At 61.5% G+C, this 19445-nt stretch carries 25 protein-coding genes; all 25 read left to right on the forward strand.

Going from position 1 to position 19445, the window contains the following annotated elements; genetic code table 11:
- Nucleotides 1-30 precede the first annotated feature (30 nt).
- The 25 genes from JN531_RS17165 (at nt 31) to JN531_RS17285 (ending at nt 19342) form a co-directional block, all read left to right on the forward strand.
- On the forward strand, nt 31-954 hold the full coding sequence (locus tag JN531_RS17165) for a hypothetical protein (RefSeq protein ID WP_228350131.1): 924 nt from the start codon (nt 31-33) through the stop codon (nt 952-954).
- A gap of 431 nt (nt 955-1385) precedes the next feature.
- A complete protein-coding gene (locus JN531_RS17170) occupies nt 1386-1793 on the forward strand; it encodes a hypothetical protein (RefSeq protein ID WP_228350132.1) in 408 nt (135 codons plus the stop codon).
- A gap of 65 nt (nt 1794-1858) precedes the next feature.
- The gene (locus JN531_RS17175; protein ID WP_228350133.1) at nt 1859-2053 is read left to right on the forward strand and encodes an H-NS histone family protein; all 195 of its coding nucleotides are present in this window, start codon (nt 1859-1861) and stop codon (nt 2051-2053) included.
- Between the two features lie 98 nt (nt 2054-2151).
- Complete coding sequence (locus JN531_RS17180) at nt 2152-2457, forward strand: hypothetical protein (protein ID WP_228350134.1); 306 nt, start codon at nt 2152-2154, stop codon at nt 2455-2457.
- Nucleotides 2454-2915, forward strand: a complete 462-nt coding sequence (locus JN531_RS17185) for a GNAT family N-acetyltransferase (RefSeq protein WP_228350135.1) — start codon at nt 2454-2456, stop codon at nt 2913-2915. The genes JN531_RS17180 and JN531_RS17185 overlap by 4 nt, the downstream gene beginning before the upstream one ends.
- 84 nt (nt 2916-2999) lie before the next feature.
- On the forward strand, nt 3000-3530 hold the full coding sequence (locus JN531_RS17190; RefSeq protein ID WP_228350136.1) for a hypothetical protein: 531 nt from the start codon (nt 3000-3002) through the stop codon (nt 3528-3530).
- On the forward strand, nt 3523-3876 hold the full coding sequence (locus tag JN531_RS17195) for a hypothetical protein (RefSeq protein WP_228350137.1): 354 nt from the start codon (nt 3523-3525) through the stop codon (nt 3874-3876). The genes JN531_RS17190 and JN531_RS17195 overlap by 8 nt, the downstream gene beginning before the upstream one ends.
- Before the next feature lie 60 nt (nt 3877-3936).
- The gene (locus tag JN531_RS17200; protein ID WP_228350138.1) at nt 3937-4296 is read left to right on the forward strand and encodes a hypothetical protein; all 360 of its coding nucleotides are present in this window, start codon (nt 3937-3939) and stop codon (nt 4294-4296) included.
- A complete protein-coding gene (locus JN531_RS17205; RefSeq protein WP_228350139.1) occupies nt 4296-4787 on the forward strand; it encodes a hypothetical protein in 492 nt (163 codons plus the stop codon). Before JN531_RS17200 ends, JN531_RS17205 begins: the two co-directional genes overlap by 1 nt.
- Before the next feature lie 398 nt (nt 4788-5185).
- Nucleotides 5186-6034, forward strand: coding sequence for a nucleotide kinase domain-containing protein (locus tag JN531_RS17210; protein WP_228350140.1), 849 nt, complete (start codon nt 5186-5188; stop codon nt 6032-6034).
- A gap of 32 nt (nt 6035-6066) precedes the next feature.
- Nucleotides 6067-6516 (forward strand): DUF7673 family protein, encoded by a 450-nt coding sequence (locus JN531_RS17215; RefSeq protein ID WP_228350141.1) that lies wholly within the window; start codon nt 6067-6069, stop codon nt 6514-6516.
- A 259-nt stretch (nt 6517-6775) separates the two neighbouring features.
- On the forward strand, nt 6776-7939 hold the full coding sequence (locus JN531_RS17220; protein ID WP_228350142.1) for a hypothetical protein: 1164 nt from the start codon (nt 6776-6778) through the stop codon (nt 7937-7939).
- 421 nt (nt 7940-8360) lie between these two features.
- Nucleotides 8361-8672, forward strand: coding sequence for a hypothetical protein (locus JN531_RS17225; protein WP_228350143.1), 312 nt, complete (start codon nt 8361-8363; stop codon nt 8670-8672).
- Between the two features lie 88 nt (nt 8673-8760).
- Nucleotides 8761-8982, forward strand: a complete 222-nt coding sequence (locus JN531_RS17230) for a hypothetical protein (protein ID WP_228350144.1) — start codon at nt 8761-8763, stop codon at nt 8980-8982.
- A 150-nt stretch (nt 8983-9132) separates the two neighbouring features.
- On the forward strand, nt 9133-10137 hold the full coding sequence (locus JN531_RS17235; protein ID WP_228350145.1) for a PD-(D/E)XK nuclease family protein: 1005 nt from the start codon (nt 9133-9135) through the stop codon (nt 10135-10137).
- Between the two features lie 10 nt (nt 10138-10147).
- Complete coding sequence (locus JN531_RS17240) at nt 10148-10588, forward strand: DUF5983 family protein (protein WP_228350146.1); 441 nt, start codon at nt 10148-10150, stop codon at nt 10586-10588.
- 14 nt (nt 10589-10602) lie between these two features.
- The gene (locus JN531_RS17245; protein WP_228350147.1) at nt 10603-11070 is read left to right on the forward strand and encodes a hypothetical protein; all 468 of its coding nucleotides are present in this window, start codon (nt 10603-10605) and stop codon (nt 11068-11070) included.
- Nucleotides 11009-11689, forward strand: coding sequence for a hypothetical protein (locus tag JN531_RS17250; RefSeq protein ID WP_228350148.1), 681 nt, complete (start codon nt 11009-11011; stop codon nt 11687-11689). The genes JN531_RS17245 and JN531_RS17250 overlap by 62 nt, the downstream gene beginning before the upstream one ends.
- Before the next feature lie 213 nt (nt 11690-11902).
- Nucleotides 11903-12664, forward strand: a complete 762-nt coding sequence (locus JN531_RS17255) for a hypothetical protein (protein WP_228350149.1) — start codon at nt 11903-11905, stop codon at nt 12662-12664.
- Nucleotides 12661-15786, forward strand: a complete 3126-nt coding sequence (locus tag JN531_RS17260; RefSeq protein ID WP_228350150.1) for a helicase-related protein — start codon at nt 12661-12663, stop codon at nt 15784-15786. The genes JN531_RS17255 and JN531_RS17260 overlap by 4 nt, the downstream gene beginning before the upstream one ends.
- Before the next feature lie 62 nt (nt 15787-15848).
- Nucleotides 15849-16799, forward strand: coding sequence for a hypothetical protein (locus tag JN531_RS17265; RefSeq protein ID WP_228350151.1), 951 nt, complete (start codon nt 15849-15851; stop codon nt 16797-16799).
- Nucleotides 16796-17182 carry a hypothetical protein gene (locus tag JN531_RS17270; protein WP_228350152.1) on the forward strand — a complete coding sequence of 129 codons (387 nt, stop codon included), beginning with the start codon at nt 16796-16798 and terminating at the stop codon, nt 17180-17182. Before JN531_RS17265 ends, JN531_RS17270 begins: the two co-directional genes overlap by 4 nt.
- A gap of 42 nt (nt 17183-17224) precedes the next feature.
- Nucleotides 17225-17524 carry a hypothetical protein gene (locus JN531_RS17275; RefSeq protein WP_228350153.1) on the forward strand — a complete coding sequence of 100 codons (300 nt, stop codon included), beginning with the start codon at nt 17225-17227 and terminating at the stop codon, nt 17522-17524.
- A 109-nt stretch (nt 17525-17633) separates the two neighbouring features.
- Nucleotides 17634-19004, forward strand: coding sequence for a hypothetical protein (locus JN531_RS17280; RefSeq protein ID WP_228350154.1), 1371 nt, complete (start codon nt 17634-17636; stop codon nt 19002-19004).
- Between the two features lie 101 nt (nt 19005-19105).
- Complete coding sequence (locus JN531_RS17285; RefSeq protein ID WP_228350155.1) at nt 19106-19342, forward strand: hypothetical protein; 237 nt, start codon at nt 19106-19108, stop codon at nt 19340-19342.
- Nucleotides 19343-19445: the final 103 nt, after the last annotated feature.

Consider the following 19445-nt stretch of genomic DNA (forward strand, 5'->3'; position numbering starts at 1 on the left):
TGCCTTCGTACAACGAATTGAGGTGGCGTTATGAACGAATGTGGCGCGAGCGCTGGGTTCGCAGATAAAACACCGGAAGGTGGCAAGAGCGCCCTGACGCCCGTGATGGTGGCGGTGCTCAGAAACGCCCATGCGGGCCTGCCGGTAGGTGTGGGCTTCCATGGGGAGGCCGAAAGGGACGCGGCCGATTGGGCGACATGGGCCCTGCGGAAGCGCGGGTATCTGAATGCTTCGGTGATTACACCGACAGGACTGGCGGCACTGCAAGCCGAGGGTTCCGTCGAGGACGGTACGGCCCCGTCTGCCGACTGCGAGCGCGACGTTGCCGAGGTGCCCTCGCCGTCGGACGAACAGAGCTTTCAGGGCGCTGTAGGACGGTGGATGCTTGCCTGCTTTGGTGTGGGCACCTCTTCCGATCTGCGCGAGAGAGGGGATCGTTTGCTTGAGGAGGTTTTGGAGCTGCTGCAATCCCACGGATACGATCCGCGCCGAGTTGCCACGCTCACGCGCTACGTCTACGGCCGGCCGCCCGGCAAACCCGACCAGGAGGTGGGCGGGGTGATGCTGACCCTCGCTGCGTACTGTCGCGCCGCCAAGATCAACATGATGGTGGCAGGGCACGTGGAGCTGCAGCGCGTCTGGCGCATGATCGATGTGATTCGTGCGAAGCAGCGCTCTAAGCGGGGATTGCATACTCCGCTTCCGACTGCCGAACCCGAGGGTGCTGAGGCGCCCGGGCCGGGCCGGGCCGAGACGGCGACCGCTTCTGGAGTGGATGAGATCCCCGACTGGCTCTTGCCCACTGAGGATGAGGCCGCCTTTGCCAAGCTCAAGGCTCGCGCCGGTGGGGATCCGGATATCCGTTGGGCAGTTGCGCGGCTGCAGCTGCTGGAGAACCGTGATGCGGACAGGTACGCCACAGCCTATGGAATGGCTCAGGATATCGGGAAATGAGTGCTTCCATTACAGCAAGGGCGCCGGGGGCACGACTGCAAACGGAATTGACCGTCTAGTGGAGGCCGATTCATGATTCACAGCCCCGATGAACTAGAAGTGACCGTGCTCACCGGCATGCGGAGGACATGGCTCGTAGGCTTCGGGTTTGGCGTTGGCCGCACCAGTGATATTGCACAGTCACTTCACACTGACAATCGAAAGGCGCTACGGATTCTGAGGCGCATGGAAAAGCGCGGGCTTGTCGAGCTGCTACCCAGTCGGAGCGATGCGTACTGGGGTTATATGTGGGCCGAGACAGCTGAGTCCGCCGCCGCTGCAGCTGCTGCACTCGGGACGACATCAAGAACATCTGAAGGGTCACGGAAGGCGCAATGCTCTATGACGCTTTCCAGTTGTCCTCAACAATCCCCATAGTTTGGAGGGCCTCAATGCGCAACAATCTGCTTACTGATTTCATTGCAACGACACCGAAGACGGCTCTGGTGACTTTTCTTTCATTGGCGGCATTTCTGCTCGGCATTCGCTTTGTGCTCGACGCCGGTGCTCAGGGTGTGATCCCGACCTTTCTTGAACTGCCTGGCCTACTGGTTGCGCCGATGTGGGTGGTCACTGTTTGCGCCTTGACGGCGCCATCCGTGCTCCTGGCCCTTGATACGAAGTCAAGCTGGTGGGTATTGGGGTTCAACCTCCTGGTGTTAGCACTGCTTGTGCTTGACTTCTTTCGGCCAGCAGACATCGTACTATTCGGAATCGCTGCTTACGTCGGGTTATCGATGTGGATCGTGGTTCACTGGCCTCTTATCAAGAGCCACCTAAATGATCCCGTAAAGGGCTAGGCGCTGCACAGCGGTCGGCCCTGCGCGGTCGCGCTTTTTGTTGTGCTTGAAGATGTGCCTTTCTGATGACCGACTCGCAGGGGAATGTGGAGGGGAATGCCATTCGCTATGACGATCTGCTACACAGAATTCGTCTGCTGGAGATCAGTGCCGCCCGCGCCTACATAGCCGAACGCCTCAGAGCGCTCGAAGAGATTCAGGATCTGATGGCGAAGCACGGCATCACCCATAGCGATCTGAGGCGCAGCGGACTTCGATAGCGGTAGCGTCGAAATGAGTGTGGTTTAGGGAGCCCCGAATTGCGGGGCTTCTTCGTTTCTGGAGGTTGGTTGGACGTTCCCACAAAAGGTCGTCCACCATGAACACCGCGTCATTCTCAAGCCCGCTGGTGGCTTCACTGGCCGGGCTATCGGCCCTGTCCGCGGCGATCCCATCTCTCGACCGTTTGATCCAGGATATCGAGGCAGCTCAGGCTGAGACCTCGGATGTCGACCTGGGCCTCAGCGAGCTGTTGGCCTATGCCCACACCGTACGAGCCCGGGCTCTCAAGCTCCTGCCTGATGACGACCTCGCTCTCGGACTTGGCTCCCCTCAACCGCTGGAGGCCGTGCACTTCCCACCGATCGGCGGGTTCGGCGCATCCGATTGGAAGGTGGCATCGTGAGCGCCTCGGCTGGGCACCGGCCCGACGTGCGCTTCATCGAACTTCTGCACGAGGCCGGCTGGAAGACGCTCGATCACGGAGATCCGCGTGTCTACCGCCGAGGCAATGTCTCCTACGCCACCTTGGTGCGGCAGAACGTGCGGATCGCGCTGACTTCGATGACGTTGCTGTCCGAGCAGCGTGGCACCGTCTTCCTCTACCACGGAACCACCGCCGATTTGACCTTGCTGGCCGTCCTGGTCGATCCGGAGCACCGCCGAGAGGGTCGTGCCACCGAAGCAGTAAATATCGTCATCCAGGCGACCAGGGCATCGGGCTGTACCTTGTGGCTGGAGTTGGCGCCGATCGGCAAGGGTGGTGCACCGGTTGGGGCGCTGCGTCGCTGGTATAAGGGACTGGGCTTTGAGCCCTGTGGAAGTCGGGTCATGAAGCTGGAAGGGCCGGCAGCGGTTACCTGAGCCTTCGGCCTCGATCCCGATTCCTTTGCCAGCAGCGCGGGTCCGCGACTCGTCTACTTAGGGACTGTTCAAGAGGAGGAGAAGTTGAGCATTTCATTGATGGAGGTCCTTCAGCGCCTCAAGGCGCTTGACGAGAAGGATGGCTACGGGACCGCCGCCCGTCGGAAGGTCGACCTCGACTCGGAGATTTCCAGTGTCGAGCTCACCTACCCTGTCACCGCAGGGCTTCTTCGTGAGGCTACTGTGGGGGCCTTGTCTCTCATAGCGGAAGAGCAGCTCGTGATCTCACCGCGGCGCACCGTTGAACTGGCTGTGCTGGTGTCCCTGGTAGTGCTGGAGGAGACTGAACGCTGTGGCGACCCGGCCGTCCTCCAGTACCCACCGTTGACTGATGAGGCAGTCGGAGCGCATTTCAGGCGCTGCGCAATGGAAATTGCAAGGCATCCCTTCACCTTCCCTGACGATCTAATTCTGCCCGCTGGGGTGGTTGTTGATATAGGACCGCGGGTGCTTGAGTTGATTGCAAAGGACGGGCTTGTGCTCTCGGCGCAACAGGAGGCGGAGTTGCTGGTGGCCGTGGTGATGGACTGCTATGCCGAAATGAAGGATGGCTAGTCCGCAGCCCTCTTTTGTCGCCGATGACGCCCTTCTTCGACACTTTCGTCGAACCATCGCGCGCTACGGGGGTGCCTTCGGGATCGTCGGATTCCTGGCAGGCGTTGGTGCGGTGGTTGCCGCGCATGCGGTCGAGGGGCGAACCTACCTGGCGTTTGCGCCACTGGCAATGTCAATTGTGGTTGCAGTCGTCTCCTTTCGCGCCCTCAAAGGTCAATGGTGGATGGAGCGTGAGATCCGTCGGCGGAAACTTGTCCGTCAACTGGGGATGAGTCCCAGGATTTTCCTCGGCGGCGCCCTGCTCCTCGGATGCGGCGCCGGCGTGTTCTCTGTGACGTTGCTTTGATCGACCTTGCGGGGCTTTCCTACCCGGGTACTGTAGGTACATGCAAACGGGAGGTTGGTGATGGAAACGGAATATCTAGTCGCGGTGATCGGGGTGGGTGGCACGCTTCTCGGTGTGTTGCTGTCCGGACTGCTCAATCTGCTGAGCGGTTCGCAGCGCGAGCGGCAGGCGAGGATGAAGCGGCGGCTGACCCAAGCCTATCTTGATCTGTTGGCGTTCTACGCTCTTGAATCCCGCTACGCTGAAATCGTGGCGCAGTGGCAGGCTGAGGTTGGCGACGACCGCACACCGGAGGGAGTTCGTCGCGCCTCACGCAAGTGGCTTCGCGAATCGGAGGGAATGGATATCAGCGATGACGCGACCCCGCGAGTCCTCCGGCGGCGCCTGCAGGCGCTAGGCGCTGATGTGGAGGGCGTGTGATGCGCAAGCGCGATCCAATCAAGCTGCTCGTGGTGATCTCCGGCGGGGTGGTTCAGTCCGTGGCCTTCGACACCGAGAATGAGGCACTTCCGACGATGGAAGTCCGGGTGATCGACTACGACACGCCGGCCGGGCTACCCGTGGTGGACGTTGAACAGGGAAGCGGTGGAACGGCGCCGGCAGCGACCTACTCCGTTGGTGCCTCTCTGGGCGCAGTGGGGTTCTTGCCACTGTGGTCGCAAGTCGATGCTGCCATCACAGCGGCCAGCGTCAAGAGCGGTGCAACCAGACTCCCGGCGCCCCAATTGGCCGTCAACATGGCTACCGGGGAGTGCGATGTCCTCGCCGATCCCGAGGACGAATCGCTGAGTTCGCGTGACTTGGTGCGCCTGGACCCACCGCCGCGCCGCGCGGAGGGACCGGCCGAGGACGATCAGCGGGAGTGCCCGCCCTTGTCCTGCTACGAAGAGGACATGGCACGTGCCGCATAGGCAGCATGATCCCGTGCTGTTCAGCATCCCGCTACGTGGGGGTGGTTGCCTGTTGTGTCGGGCATCGCCCCGAGGAAGTTCCGTTCGCTTCGATGCCTGGTGGTGCGGGAGCGAATGTTCGCCGCCGGCGAGAGGGTACAAGGGTCTTTCACGGTCACAGATAATCGAGATTGCAGCCTCGTCTGACCCGAGGGCCAGCTGGGAGGTTTCTCACCTGTTCGCGCTGCCGCTTCCGGAACCGCCGGTCGGCCGAAAGGTCAAGCTCGCGAGCGCGGTCGGGCTGCCGCAGGATCGATCGGACCTGGCGGACTGGTTGACTCCCGTCGGCACGGTCAGCTCAGCGTTGCTGGCACGAGATTCTCGTGCCCTTTTTGGATAGGGGCTCTGGGGGAACGGTCATGGATTCCGAGCTCAATATCTTCTTGAGATGGATTCATGAGCGTGAGGCGATCCGGAAACGTCGGGCGGCCGGCGAGCCTTGGCCCTGGACCGACGATCCATTCCTGAGAGCATACCGGTGGTGCAACGTTCGCCGCATGGACGACCGCGTGAGTCGCGCGCTGTTCGAACGCTGGTACCGGCCCGGGTCGGGCGTGAGGGAAGACCTTCACCGTGCCCTGCTCGGTCGGCTGGTCAACTGGCCTGACTCGCTTGATGAGATTGGGTCAGGGTTGGAGAACGCTCGCGCGGTGCTGGCATCGAGAGCCGCCACTGGCGCCAAAGTCTGGACCGGCGCCTATGTGGTGCCAGGGGTTCAGGGACAGGCCAAGGTGGACTCCATTTGCGACCTGGTGGACCGGGTTGTAGCCGATGGCGACCGCGTTGTCAGGAGCACAATGCGCAGCACTTGGCGTGAGCTGGTTCGGTTCGACGGAATGGGGAGCTTCTTGGCTGGCCAGGTGGTCGCTGACCTTGCCCATCTCCCACTGGGGGCGAGGTGGCCAGACGTCACCACGTGGGCCCCCATCGGGCCAGGCAGCGCGAGAGGGATCAACCGCCTGCGCGGGATCCCCAAAGACAAGCCGGTTCCGCAGGAGCAGTTCGAGCAGCTGTTACCGGACTTGATCGGGGTTGTGCGGCCGCTGATCGGTGAGATTTGGATCGACCGCGGCCTGCACGCGATGGACATCCAGAACTGCCTTTGTGAGTACGATAAGTATCGACGCCTGCAGCTGGGCGAAGGAACAGTGAGAGCCCGATATGTCCCGACCGGTACTGCTGCTGGCCAAGGGTCGTTATTCGGATAGCACGCCTAAGGGCGTTCAGGGAGGGCTGTGTGATGGAATCTGGATTGGAGCATGAGTCGATCGAGCGGCATCGGCGATCAATTGCAGATGGTGCGCAGGCACGGGAGCGGGCCCGGGGGCCAGCCATAGAGGGTCTGAGCCGGATCGTCACCGCAATCCGGGGCAATCCGGGCTCCGGTCAGGTGCGCCGGTTGGTGGCGTTCCTTGGGGGGCTCTACAACGGTGAGCGGTTCCCGTTCGACATGACGGACATGCGCGCGGTGGATACGGAACTGTCAGGCGCCTGCCTCGATGTGCTCGCCTACGACCGCTTTGGTGTCCACGAGATTCACCGCTGGGGGGTCATCAGTGATGTCGAACTGAATGAGCTGTTGGCTTCCTATGGCCTCTACTATCGCGCGCAGCAGCGCAGGATCGGGAGAACGCTGTACCAGGAGCGCTATGGTGACGACGGCCACCCTGATGAAGGAATGGGCGCCTGATTTAGGGTTCCACCGCTGGGTTGCGGGGGGCGGTGCGGTGGGTAATGTCAAGGCTCATTCATCGCTGGAGCGTCGTCATGACCATCCTCCTGTTCGTTGCCATTGGCCTGATTCTGTTCCCGCCGCCTGGAGCGGAAGGCTGAGTCTTCCCTCTGGAGGCTACGGTGCTTGTCTTCGTCGGTTGGCGGGGCGCCGCGGCTGTCCGCAGGGTGACCTCTCCTAGAACGAGACACCGACAATGATTCACGCTTTGATTCAGATGGCGGCGGCCTTCGGCTACCGCGTCACCGCTGACGGCATCAAGATTGATGAGTACAACAATGTCTCGCTCTCGATCGCAGAAGACGGTGGTGGAAACGCTATCAGCGTGCCGACACTCTTGGCGAGGAAGGTGTCCTGCGAGCTGTCGACACTTGTTGTTTCCCACGGCTGCTTGCTGGAGTCCGTGAACGGGGGCGTGCAGGTGTGCCTGACTGGCAACAGTCCCCGAGGCCTCGACCAGCTGGTGGCCACCGTGGAAGATGACATCCGGCGGGACATCAACGCCATTCAGGATTCAATGACGGGGTTGCTGCATGACCTCGACTACTGCCGCGCCAGTGGCGAGTATGAGGGGAGCTTTCAGACCGCACGCTACCGGGTGAGCTGGGATCTGAACGCCGATGACACCGAGTGGGAGGATGCCAGCGTGCTGTACCCGCTGGCCGAAGCCGTCGATATCGTGAAGAACCTTCGGTCCCGGTGGGGAACGATGACAGTTCGGGTGGAGTCCCGAGATTCCATCAGCGACCCCATCTGGCGCGAAGTCGCCATCGCGCGGCAGCCGTATCTCGGCATTGATCGGTCCGAGCACCGTGCTGCCCGGCGCGCTTTGCTGGTCGATGCTCTGGAAGAGGCGGGATTGTCCAGCCGTAATCGCCATTCAGAGCGGCGGGCAATCGGTCCGGGTGCGTCACCCGCTCTGCCGCAGAAGGCCTCAGCCCCGTCGGTGGAGCCCTACTATCCCCAGTTCGCTACGATCTGTCCGGAGATTCTTGGCGAACTGCGCTTGCTGCAGGTAGACATTCAGGGTCGGAACCCGGCGTACTGTCAGATTCAGTTGGTGGCCAATCCGGCAATGGGCGGATGCTTCGTGCATTGCGAGGATGAGTTGACCGGTTGTTGCCTTGATCGTCAGGGACCCTTCAGGGCCCTGCGCGATGCAGAGCAGGCCTACTTCGCCGCCATGGAGGCTTTCACCGCGAAAGGATTCGGCGTGCTGACGGACCCTTGGGACTACGACATCACCGAGGGGCTGTCGGACGTCCTGCGGACCATTGAAGGTGGGCAGGCTGAGCGCGAGCGTGCCATCGCGGCGCGTGAGGGCACCGTAGAGATGCGCGCCTATCTCGCGCACCGCAATTCGCAAGCACTTTTCGCGTGATCGGGAGGGTCGCCAATGTCTAATGAGAGCGCCGATGGAAGCTGGTCGCTTAAACGCACGGTTCAGTGCGTGAAGTGTCCGTGGCGCATCGCTACGAATCCACGCGATATCCCGAACGGCTATTGCGAGACTCGACATCGGGCACTTGCATCGACCATCGCCCGCCCGGGAGAGATCCGCCCCTCCGGCCCTCTGGTAGCGATGGCATGCCACGAAACCGACGATGCGCACTGCATCGGATGGCTGGCCAACCAGGTGGGCCCAGGAAACAACATCGGATTGCGACTGCACCTCACCCAGTGCCTCAATGCGCGCGAAATCACCCTGCGAGGTGAGCAGCATGAATCGTTCGAAGATACCCTTCCGCAGTAGCGTTCAACATGAGTTGGCAGTCGCATTCAATGGATGACTGGAGGTTTCCATGAGTCAGCATCACTGTGAGAGCACCCACCAGGGCAGGCCGGTCCATGTCGTCATGGGATGGGATCGACCCCTCCAGTACGTGTTTCTGACGGTTGAGCTGGAGGGCCCAACCGATGACGACGATGACGGCGATGAAACTGTCTACGTCTACCACAACTTCAACGAGCCTCCAGATCAGCCGCTGACTCTGGAGCATGCCGTTGCGGTCTTGAAGAGACTCGACATTGCCGTTCCCCAGTCGATGATCAGTGAAACGGCAAAGGACCGCGACGCGAATGTCGGGAATCGCCAGGTGTTCCACCCGCTCTAGCGGGCACAAGCACTTAAGCGCTGGCCGTCGTCCCTTGCGGGGAACTGCTGGGCGGGAATGATCAACCTTCAGACAAAGGAGGTTGGAAATGCAAGTTGACACTTCATCCACATCGTCAGCGGGACCCGCTCAGTCGCAAGAGTATTTCACCCACACCGCAGCAGAGCTGTTGGTGCTGGCCTATGCGCGAGCCGAACGCAGTGGGTCGGTTGACTGGGAAGACCTGAACGTGGCGCACCGTGCGGCGTTGTCTGAGCTGGGGGGCAAGCGGTCATCGCAGCTGGTTGAACTCGCTGCCGACGCCGGATAGCGCCCGTCATTGTGGTGCCACTGGTTCACTGAGCAGCGCTTGCAGCAATCACTGGCGCGTCTCGTGACGACCACAGCAGCTGTACCACCACCCTTGCGGGGCGCTGGAGCCTAGCGAGGGTGGTGGTTCGCCGACACCGGATCTCTCCCTGTGACAAAGCTCACCCGCCAAATGAAAGCGAAGGCGTTCAGCCGGAGCAAGCTGGACCTTTTCATGGAGTGCCCCTTCTGTTTCTGGGCTGACATCCATCACGGGGTTCGCCGTGTGAGCGGCCCCGCCTTCTCCCTCAATATCGCCGTCGACGCCCTTCTGAAGGCTGAGTTCGATGTTCATCGTCGGAATCAGACGCCCCATCCAGACTTCGCGCGCGTCGGGCTTGATGCGGTGCCACTGCGCCACGCCATGATGGATGAGTGGCGGAACAACTTCACCGGCGTTCGCTGGACGGATCCTGTAACGGGCTGGGCCCTCTTCGGCGCCATTGACGATCTATGGCTGAATCGAGTCGAGTGGGTGGTCGAACTTGCGGACTACAAGGCGACATCCAAGGCAGCCGAGATCACCACGGACACTCTGTACCCCGGTTACCGCAGGCAGGCTGAGATCTATCAGTTCTTGCTGCGGCGGAACGGGCTCAAGGTGTCAAACCGATCCTGGTTCTACTACGGCAATGGCCTGAAGTCCCGGCCGGGTTTCGGCGGGGTGCTTCAGTTCGACACGGTGCTCTTGCCCTACGTTGGGTCCGACGACTGGGTCGAATCGACTTTCAGGGCAGCGGTAGCGACCGCCACCTCACCGGTGCCACCTGAGCACGGCCCTGATTGCCAGTGGTGCGCGATGCGCGCAGCTGCAGAGGCCCTCATCTGGAAGCCGACGCCGATTGCACTGGCCGCGTCGGTCGACCAGCTGCGTGCCGCATTGGCGCCGCCGGCGCCGCCCGCAGAGGGGGGTAAGCCCCGGCGGAGGCGAAAGAAGGCGATTCCCATTGAGGTGGAGCTGGTGGTACCGCCGCCGGTCTACAGAGAAATACCAGAGGAGGTTGTGCATGGATGTGAATCTGTCAGTCCGCGAGCGAGAGGTTCTCTCAGCCCTATACCAGCACCATCAGCAGCAGGCAGAGCTGGCGGAGCGCTCCGGGCGGCACCAGCAGGGTAGTCGCCGTGGGTTGATCGACCTGGAGCGAGCGGCTTTGCTCGGACGGCTGTTGGCCACCGTCTCCCCGCCTTCGGACTACGAATTCGGCAGCTATCTGACTGTTTCGACGAAACACCTGAAGGCCGACGACGCCGAGCTTTTGGCGAACCACGCTGGGGAGCCGGGCAGCGCCGTCATGGTGGCGGCTACGGGCTACGGCTGGATTGTTTCGTTGGGCTGCGAGGAAGACGAAGGCGATGCTGAAGGGGCGCTGCGCGACGCCGGCTTCAGTGATGGATTTGTGAAGCTACGGAGAGTGCTGCGCGGATATCGCGGCGGCCGCTATCGACGAGTTGAGTTCGACCGCGATGCTCCGGTGCAGTCCGACCTGCAAACATATCAATGGGATCGCACGGTGAAGCAGATTCCATATGAGCGCGTCGTCCCCACGTACGCGGCAAAGTCGGCCTGAGGAGGAGATTCCGTATGGCAGCGTTTCTGATGTCGGTCTTTGTGCTTATGGTTATCAGCATCGGAGTGGGGTTCGCCCTTGAGACGGTCGCCAAGCTGATTCCACAGATGGGGGTGCGTATCGGGGTAGTAGCGATCGTCAGAGGGTGCTTCTATTCGGGAACGATTGTCGCTGACTCCTATGTCCCTGCAATTGTCCCCAGTGTCCTGGTGGTGCCGCAATGGATCTCGTTGGCCGCAGACGGCCGCTTCGACGTGATTCTGGCAGTGCCCGCGCTGATTGTGGCGGCAGTCTCGTTTCTGACCTCGGTAGCCGGCTTCGGCATCTATAGGAAGAGCGAGGCAGGCCGCGGTCAACGAACCCGCCAAAGTGATCGGGCCAGCTACGAGGCGGCGCTGCGCCGACTTGGACAGGTGGGTGATGGCGGCCCCCAGCATCGAGATCAACATCAGAGCCAAGGAGCGAGTAAAGATGGCCAGTGAATGTGGAAATCCAGCGGGTGTTTTGAACAACCGCCACGCGGCGATGACTGACGCTGTCCAGCGCTATCTCGATGGGTACGCGCTGTGCGTTGATGGCGGGTATCACCACCCTGACGACAGCGAGCGAGGATTGATTGCGGATGCCGTCTGGGGCCTGCTGGAGGATCCCGATTTCAAGCGATCGTTCATTGCGCGGCACGCGATTGACCTTCCGGACCGCGCCACCCCGGCGGAAGGTGAATCCCATCCGGATGACGAGGCGGTGGACCGGTTTGCAGCCGCCATGAAGGTCAAGTTGGCGGCAAGTCGCAAGAAGGGTCGAGGCGGGTGGAACGATCCGAAGCAGTGTGCCGTCGAGACCTTGGCAACCATGCTTCATGGGCACACGCGAAAGACAAATCCTGGAGCGTTTGAAGACATCGGAACCTTTGCGATGATGCTCCACCAGCGCGGTGCTGACCCGACCGTTCTGGGAGTCACCGCTACACCGATGGTGGATCTTGCGGGACTCCGAATAGCACACCAGAAACTGACGGAGCTTGCACTCGGCGGTGACCTAGACCCGGCCATTGATGAAATCCGCCGCGAGATTGCCGCCCTTCTCGCAGGCGCTTCGTAGCAGGAGTGTTGCGGAGCGTCATCCTGCGAGCACCCTAGAGGCATATCTACTGGGATGACCTCGATGGAAACTACAAAAGGGCTCTTTGACTCCAGCGCTCAGGAGTCTGCATCTACTGTTCGAGCCGGGGAAGCCGCCCTTCCTCCCATGCTTCGCCATTACATTGCATCCTGGCCGGTCTACCTAAGGGCGCTTGATGATTTCGAGTCTTCCATGACTGGGCTTCGCGAGCAGGAGAAAGCGGTGTTCTCCCAGCTCAGGGCATCGGCATGGACCGCTGAGCTGGGACGCTTCGGCCGCCCCTCGAAGAGAGATATTCGTTCGGAACTGCGTCGGGCAATAGTTAGCTATGCCCGGGTTCATTTCGGCGATAGCGGCGCTGAGATGCCTTTGAGTGACCACGAGGCAGAGTTGCTCGCACGAGAGGTTGATTTTGACGCCTCTGATGATGAGATGGTGCCGGATGCGATAGAGCGCTTGTGGCGCGCCCTGGAAGATCGCTTTGGAGCGGGGCGCGGTGCGGCTCTTGCGCGGAGCGAGTTGGCGCGACAGATGCGCCGTCGCCTGCATGTCTATGAGTACGCTCGTAACCAAATCGGATTCACATCAGGCTACGCCCCTGCGCCCGTGAAGGGCGGCATTGCATTCAATCTCGGGCGCGGCGTGGAGCGTCCCATCGTTGGCCCCGGCTACCAGTTTACCTACGACATCACGCGGGTCCTGAGGGAGATCGAGGAGGGCGCCCGCCAGCTGCTCGCGAATCGAATCCCGGGTTTGACCTTGGGTGTTGGATCCTTCAACCAGCGCTACGAACTCCATGAAAAGTTCAAGATCCCCTGTAGCGTTCCCGTAGGGCCGGTTGCAGTGTCGCTGCGCTTCTTCAAGGACAAGACGATTCTTGTGTTGCCGACCGAGTTGTCGGCCGAGCTGCTGGCGGCGATCGAGGCGGCTGACCCCAACGGAGGGGCTCGGTGAGCGCCGTCGACTGGTACCAAGACATGGCGCAGGTCCGCTCGCGCGGGCAGTGCGTCGACAAGGCCGCGAATCTCGGGGAGCTGCATGCCCGACGCCTGGTGACTCAGGGCCAGTTCTTCACCCCGGAACCCGTGGCGCGCCTGATGTGGGACCTGGGACACGCTGCGCTGGGGCCAAAGGATGATGCCGGCCGAATCAGTGTCTTCGATCCAGCGATTGGGAGCGGTCGTCTGGTGCAGTTTGCGGGCGATTGCCATGCCGTATACGGATGCGATATCGACTCAGCATTGGTCACCGCACTGGGCGAACGGCTCACGGCGGCCGGGGTGCGTTCCGTACTTAGGGACGGGTCCATGGCCAGCAAGCGGGTGCAGGGCATGGATCTGGCGCTGCTGAATCCGCCGTTCTCGCTTCACCTGGAATCACCGCAGCTCGAACCGTTCGATTGCGTGAGCGTCGGCCGATTCGGCCCGAAGTCCTCAGCTCTGAGCCACTGGTACGCGCTGTACCAGGCGCACCAGGCAGCCAGAGTGACGGTGGCGCTCCTTCCTCGATCCTGCGTGGACGAGTTGGGTGATCATCCTGCGCTCGCGCGGAACGTTCATAGCATTGTTGACCTTCCGGACTCGACATTCGTGGCTGAAGGGGCCCGGGTTGCGACATCGATCGTGCTGTTGGTCACGACGCCGCGAGTGGGAGATCCCATCCGAGTGCGTGGCCTGGATGTTGCCCGGAGTGTGTTCGGTGCACTGGTGCCGGCGACGTTGCCAGAGCCGCGGTGGCTGCGACCTTCGTTTACCGATTGTGAGCTGTCCGACCACGAGCCGGTGTTCACGGGCCCGGTAACTGGCGACCGCCGAATTCGAGTTGATCGGTCAGGCCGGAGGGTCACGCTCGGATTCCGTTGTGCCCTGCTTGAGGCGCGGGCACTCAATCGCCTGCTGGAGTGCCGGCTAGGCGTTGAGAACCACAAGGGGACCCGTCTGCCCAGGGGGCTGCAGTATGCGGGCGATGGCAAGCTCTTGATCGAGGCGCTGCTGACCGGGGACGGCCCTACGGAAAAACTGGACGCAATGTGCGAGATCTTGCGCTCGGCTGGCGGCCAGCCGGAGCCAACTCAGGACCTCTTGGGATATCTCAAACGGCGGTGGCGACGGTCGCAGATCGAAAAGACGCCACTGCAGAGGACGATCTTCGACCCCCACGGACAGCATGGCCCTGGAGACCTGGCCGGAGCCCGCTGCCGAGCGATTAGGGCTCACTTCCCAGACCCCACAAACCTTGTGGCGGGGGCTGTTCCCGGCGGGGCGGTCGTTGTCCTGGAGCGCTCAGATGATTGCAATGCGGAGCGGTACCGGTACGCCGGCATGCCGAATATGCCCGCACTATCGATCCAGCAATTGCGTGAGCTCGTGGATATCCCGATGGTGAGCGCGCCAAAACCCGGCTGGAGGCAGATCGAGGCCGGCCGTGCGGCGGCATTTCCTCTCAAGGCCGCAGCTCTTTCACGGAGGCTCACGGCAGCCGGAGGCGATAGGTTCTTGGGTTCCTGGCCGTTTCAGCGTGAAGATGTCATCGAACTGTGCATGACGCGGGGGGTTGTGGCGGGTCACATGATGGCGCTCGGAAAGTCGCGCATTGCTGTTGGCATCTGCCTGCTCGGGGGAGCACACAACGCAATTGTCGTCGAGTCTGGCTTGGTGCATGAAATGCTGGCCCAGTTCAGGAGCTTCGGACTGCCGGACCATCTCTACAAGGTGATTGCTGGGCCTGAGGATGTGGCGGATCTTCGTCGAATCAACCTCGTCTCTTACAAACGGCTGAGGGACCCGATCCGGCCTGGGGCTCGGCGCACCCTGGCATCACTGCTGCGGCGTCGTTTTCATACCGTATGCGCCGACGAGGGGTCGCTGCTTGCGCACACCGACACTTTGCAGACTCAAGCGCTCTACCGGTTGTCACCCAAGCGGCGAGTCGCACTGGATGGAACCCCGATCGCCAATCTTCCGAGGAATCTGCTGCCACTGGTCGCGTGGACAAGCGGTGACGGCTCCGAGTCGCAGCCATACGGGATTCGACACCCCTTTGTGTGCCCGGATCTGTTCTCATCAGCTGCCCTCGCCGAACGTGGCGTTGATCGCTTTCGTGAGGAGTTCGTTGTCACCGAGTGGGTGACCCACCAGTTCGCCGATGGAATGCAGTCCGGCGCCAAACGCGAGATCCCCAGCCTCAACAACCTCGATCTGTACCGTCAGTTTGTTGGGCGCCACGTGCTGCGTCGAGTCCGCAAGGAGCCCGCGGTTGAACCGTATCTGAAGATCGAGGACCCTGCCGTAACGGTTGAGTCGGTTGACTGGGACCCCGTCCATCTCCGCTACTACGTGGACGTAGCCGAGCAGTTCGTCGACTGGTATCGGACGGTCCGCTCTGAGATTGAGTCGCGAAAGCTGAACCTCGTCGTCGTCCTCCTCCGACTTGGGGCGGCCTGTCGCGCGGCGAGCATCCCCCAGGACCTCAAGGGCCCTATTCGTTGGCCGGGGGGGCTGACCAGCAAACAGCTTCGCTGCGTTGACCTCCTTGGCGAGCTGGAAGATCAGCAGGCAACCACACTCACCTACTTCGAGAGCCCTGTTGCGGCCGAGATTATTGCTGGCCAACTTCGAAAGCAGGGACGCGAGGTGGTGGTATACACCGGGCTTCACACCCCAGCTCAGCGAACGCGGGCTCTGAATGAGCACTTTCGATCAGGAAAGGTGCGCAACGCGCTGCTGACCTACGGGGTGGGCGCTCGAGGCCTGAACCTGCCTGAAGCGTCACATTGCGTTTTCTACGACCGCATGTGGGGAGCTCGACAGGAGGCTCAGGCCTTGGATCGGGCGCAGCGGGTGGGACGGGTTGGCCGGCTCCAGGCGCGCTATCTCCACCTTGCTGGCAGTACCGACGAATACCGTGCGCAGATGGTGGCCTTCAAGAGCGACACCGCCAATGCTGGTCTTGACTTCGCTGAGCCGGAGTTCCGCCCGGATGAATACGAGCACTGGTTGAGTATGCTCGACCGATTCTGCGAATCGATAGGCCGATCCCGATTAGAGTTGCGTGAACGGGCCAAGTGCGCGGCCTGATATCTATTCGTGGGTTGGGGATACCGTAGTCACTGTAACTGACCTTCTGGTGATACTGAGCAATGAAGATTAAATTGACTGTCGATAGTGTGCGCTCCAAGGTGGAGCAGGCGGCCAGCATGGCCGTAATGAACGGGTTCCGCCCCTTTGCCTATGCGGCTTGTCTTGGGCTAATCGTGTTGTGGTTGTTAAGTCTTTGCGTGATTGTGGTGGCGTTAAAAATGCCGGATCAGTTTTTGATCCCCAATGGCTTCCTGACATCGAGTTGGATGGGACTCCTTGGGATATGTATGGCTGGCCCCCTAGTCATCGGTTGTAGCTTGGTGGTTCATCAGAAGGTGAAGGGCGAAGTGACCTCGCCGATTGAACAGCGCATAGGGTTGCTTGCCACTGCGGCGATCGTCTGCTCAGCAGCCGGCTGGATACTTTCCCTGACCAAGGACAAGTTGCAAAGCATGACCGAGCTGCACTTCGTAGTTAGCGACAGTGAGGTCAGCTGGTGTGGCGATGTGCCTGTCGGGGCGGTCGACCGCCTGGCTGCCGCGCTGGCCAGTGCGGATGGCGGCGATATCCATCCGCCGAGGCGGCTGACGATGGTCGAAAACGGCGGCGGCGAGGTCATTGAGGTGCGAAAGTTCCTTGATCGGCGTGAGTCGTTGGGGATCACAGAGGTTTCGGTGGTCGGTCGGTGCCTGAGCGCGTGTGCCTTCATCTGGGCAGGGTCACCTGATGCGAGCATCGAGCGTCAGAGCGCCCTCGGATTCCACGCGGCCTTTGACTATGTAACCGGCGCCAAATCGACCGCCCCGGTCGAACTGAAGATCATCGACGAGATCTTGTCCCTGGACCGCGGATTTGATGAAGAGATGCTTCAGGGGTGGATGCAGTACAGCCGCAACGAGATGGCAATGCTCGGTGTAGGTGACCTGCAGGCGCTGGGCATTCGGCACGAAGTTGTTGAGCGAGGCCCATCGATCGACGATCGGTGTGGGGCCCCAGCGGGCTCAGGATGACCGCCTCCGAGTTCGTTGGCGTGATTGTCGAGGCTCCCTGTGCAACGGGGGCAGACCATGCCTGCCGCGTGCGGGTGGTGTTCAGGCCTGGCTTTGTGGGCCTGCACTTCCAGTACGGCATCGACGAGGGCTGGTACGCCCTTGCCCACTGTTACAGCCATCGCAGGCTGCTGGACCAACTACGCTCGGGCAAGGTACCGGATTTTCGCTCGCTAGTGGCCACATATAGCAGAGGGCGCGCTGATGCTGGGCTGCCGATGGTCGCTGTTTCATCCCCTGAGGACTTCCCGAGCAAGACCGATGAAGCTCGGCAGCTCCTTCTCGACCAAAGCATGCCACAGGATCGCTTGATGGCGCGGAATGCAGGCGCTCTGTTCGTTTGAGGCCCCCCTTGCGCGAGCTACTGTCCGTTTATACAGTAGCGAATGTGCCCCACCCCGTCCCATCTCCGTTCGCACCCGCCTGGCGCCGAGCTGCTCGCGATTGATGTCGTCAACGGCGGGCCGCGGGACAGGTTGCGCATCGCCAACCTGCTGGCAAATGACATCCTGAGGATCAGCTCCGGGCTCGCGGACGCGATTGCATTCAAGATCGTGAACGAGCGTGGCCGGGCCGAGGAATTGGACAACAAGTTCCTCGGGCTGCGGAATCGCCTCGATATGGCTCAGTCGGTTCTGCAGCTGATTGATCTGCACGTTGACGCGAAGCGCGGCGGCGGACCATAGCGCGAGGTTGCGCGCGGCCGTGGCGCGGCATATAAGTCCTTCACGGTCGCATGCGATGGATGGGAGGGGCTGCGCATGTTGATCTGGAGATCAACGAGAAAGGGATTCTATGCGCCCATTTGCTGCAGTCCTGCTGTCATTGTTTGCCTCTGGCTGTGCTCATCTGAGCACCTATAACTCCCTCGACGCTCTCAGCGAGGATAGGGACGAGGTAATGGTGCTGGATGCCAAGACCCGTGTTGTTCATTCGAGGCTGCTGGAGCCAAAGGATAGCCTGGGAAGATACCGGCACGTTGTCTGTGCGGAGCCGAGTCCGGATGCACTCTCGGCCTTGATCGCCAGCGCAGATACCTCTGTCCCTTTGCGGGGTGACAACACGATCGCGGCGGCCGTGGCATATGGCGAGTCCGCCGCTTCCATCGGCCTGCGCACGCAGAGCATTCAGTTGATGCGCGATTCGATGTACCGGCTTTGTGAGAGCTATCTCAATGGCGCGATCAGCGAGGCCTCGTTCGAGACCCTCCAACGGCGCTTTCAGAGCTCAATGGTCGCCATCCTGGCCATCGAACAGTTGACCGGGGCAGTCCGTGCACCAGCGGTGGTGCTGGGCGGAAGCGCCGGCAACTCGGCACTCGACCAGGTGGAGCTCCTAACGGACAAGACGGTTACCGCACAAGCTGCCGTAACAGCTGCGGACGGGGCAGCCAAGGCTGCAGCCGATGCGGCCGGCAAGCACAAGACCGAGAAGCTGGCGGCTGCAGAGAAGGCGCTTAGCGAAGCTGAGGCAGCCACGCCGGTAGACCAGACGAAGGCCGAGGCGGCGAAGGCGGCGCTTGAAGTCGTAAAGACTGAACAAGGGAAGCTCGACAAAGCATCTGCTGACGCGGCCACCGCGGTGAAGTTGAAGAAGGAGGCGCTGGCGCACTACGAAGAGCTGTTGTTGGCCGCGAAGAACGGAATACCGACAGTTTCTGCCACAGGTCAGCTTGAGGTCATTTCGGGTGGCGCGCAGCGTGACCTCACAGCCGTTGCAGCTGCCGTTCACAACATTGCCGTTGCGAGCATGAATCGCGAATTCGGAGACGAGTTATGCACCACCGTCCTTGCGCGGCATACCGCCGGCGATAAGGTGCCTGATGATGGAAGCCCGGCAAAGGTCTGCCACGACTACCTATCCCAGACAGTTGCTCACCTGAAGGTCGGCATATCCAACCTCAGCGGTAGCAGCGGAGCCTTGGGTGCTATAGACACCCTGTCCCGGGAACAGATAGCAATCCTGACCAATCCCCAAGCCGACGGCCCGGCTCAGACAACCGCCATCGAGCAATTGCGATTGTTGCAGGAGATCCGCAGCAAGGTCTTGAAAGCGGCGGTGCCGGCGCCGGCGGTAAGAGAGGCGCAGCTTTTAACGCCGGTCGCATCTACGGCCGTTGGTGCTCCGAATCTGATCGAATTGATGTCTGGCAGTCCAGACAAGTAGGTGATCGCTGAGGCCCTCGCGGTGGAACGACTCCAGAGGAGAGCTGCGCGGGGTCCGCCGGCGTCTACGAATGGACACCGACCGACGGGCGAACTATCAGCATGAGTTCCAATGGCGAAATCTTTCGCGGCGTGCATGCCTTTGGCGTGATCTACTCGGCAACTGTGCGTGGTGCCAACGGCGAATTTGCGATTCTGGCTGAGCTGGACTGGCCTGATATGCGCAAGCGTATTCGTACTCGCGAGCAACATCTGATCGAGAAGATCGAGCACGACCTGCAGCAGGTGCTCGATGCGCGCGAGCGCGGCGATCCACTTGGTTCACTCCCGCTGCCCTGAAGCCAGTTGCGGGGCACCCTCGTGGCTGGACCCTGATGTCTGGACTTCAGGGACATCAGGATGACTACGCTATTCGACCAGGTGTTGTGCCATTCCGATGGCG

The sequence above is a fragment of the Flagellatimonas centrodinii genome (assembly GCF_016918765.2).
In the GTDB taxonomy this organism is placed as follows: domain Bacteria; phylum Pseudomonadota; class Gammaproteobacteria; order Nevskiales; family Nevskiaceae; genus Polycyclovorans; species Polycyclovorans centrodinii.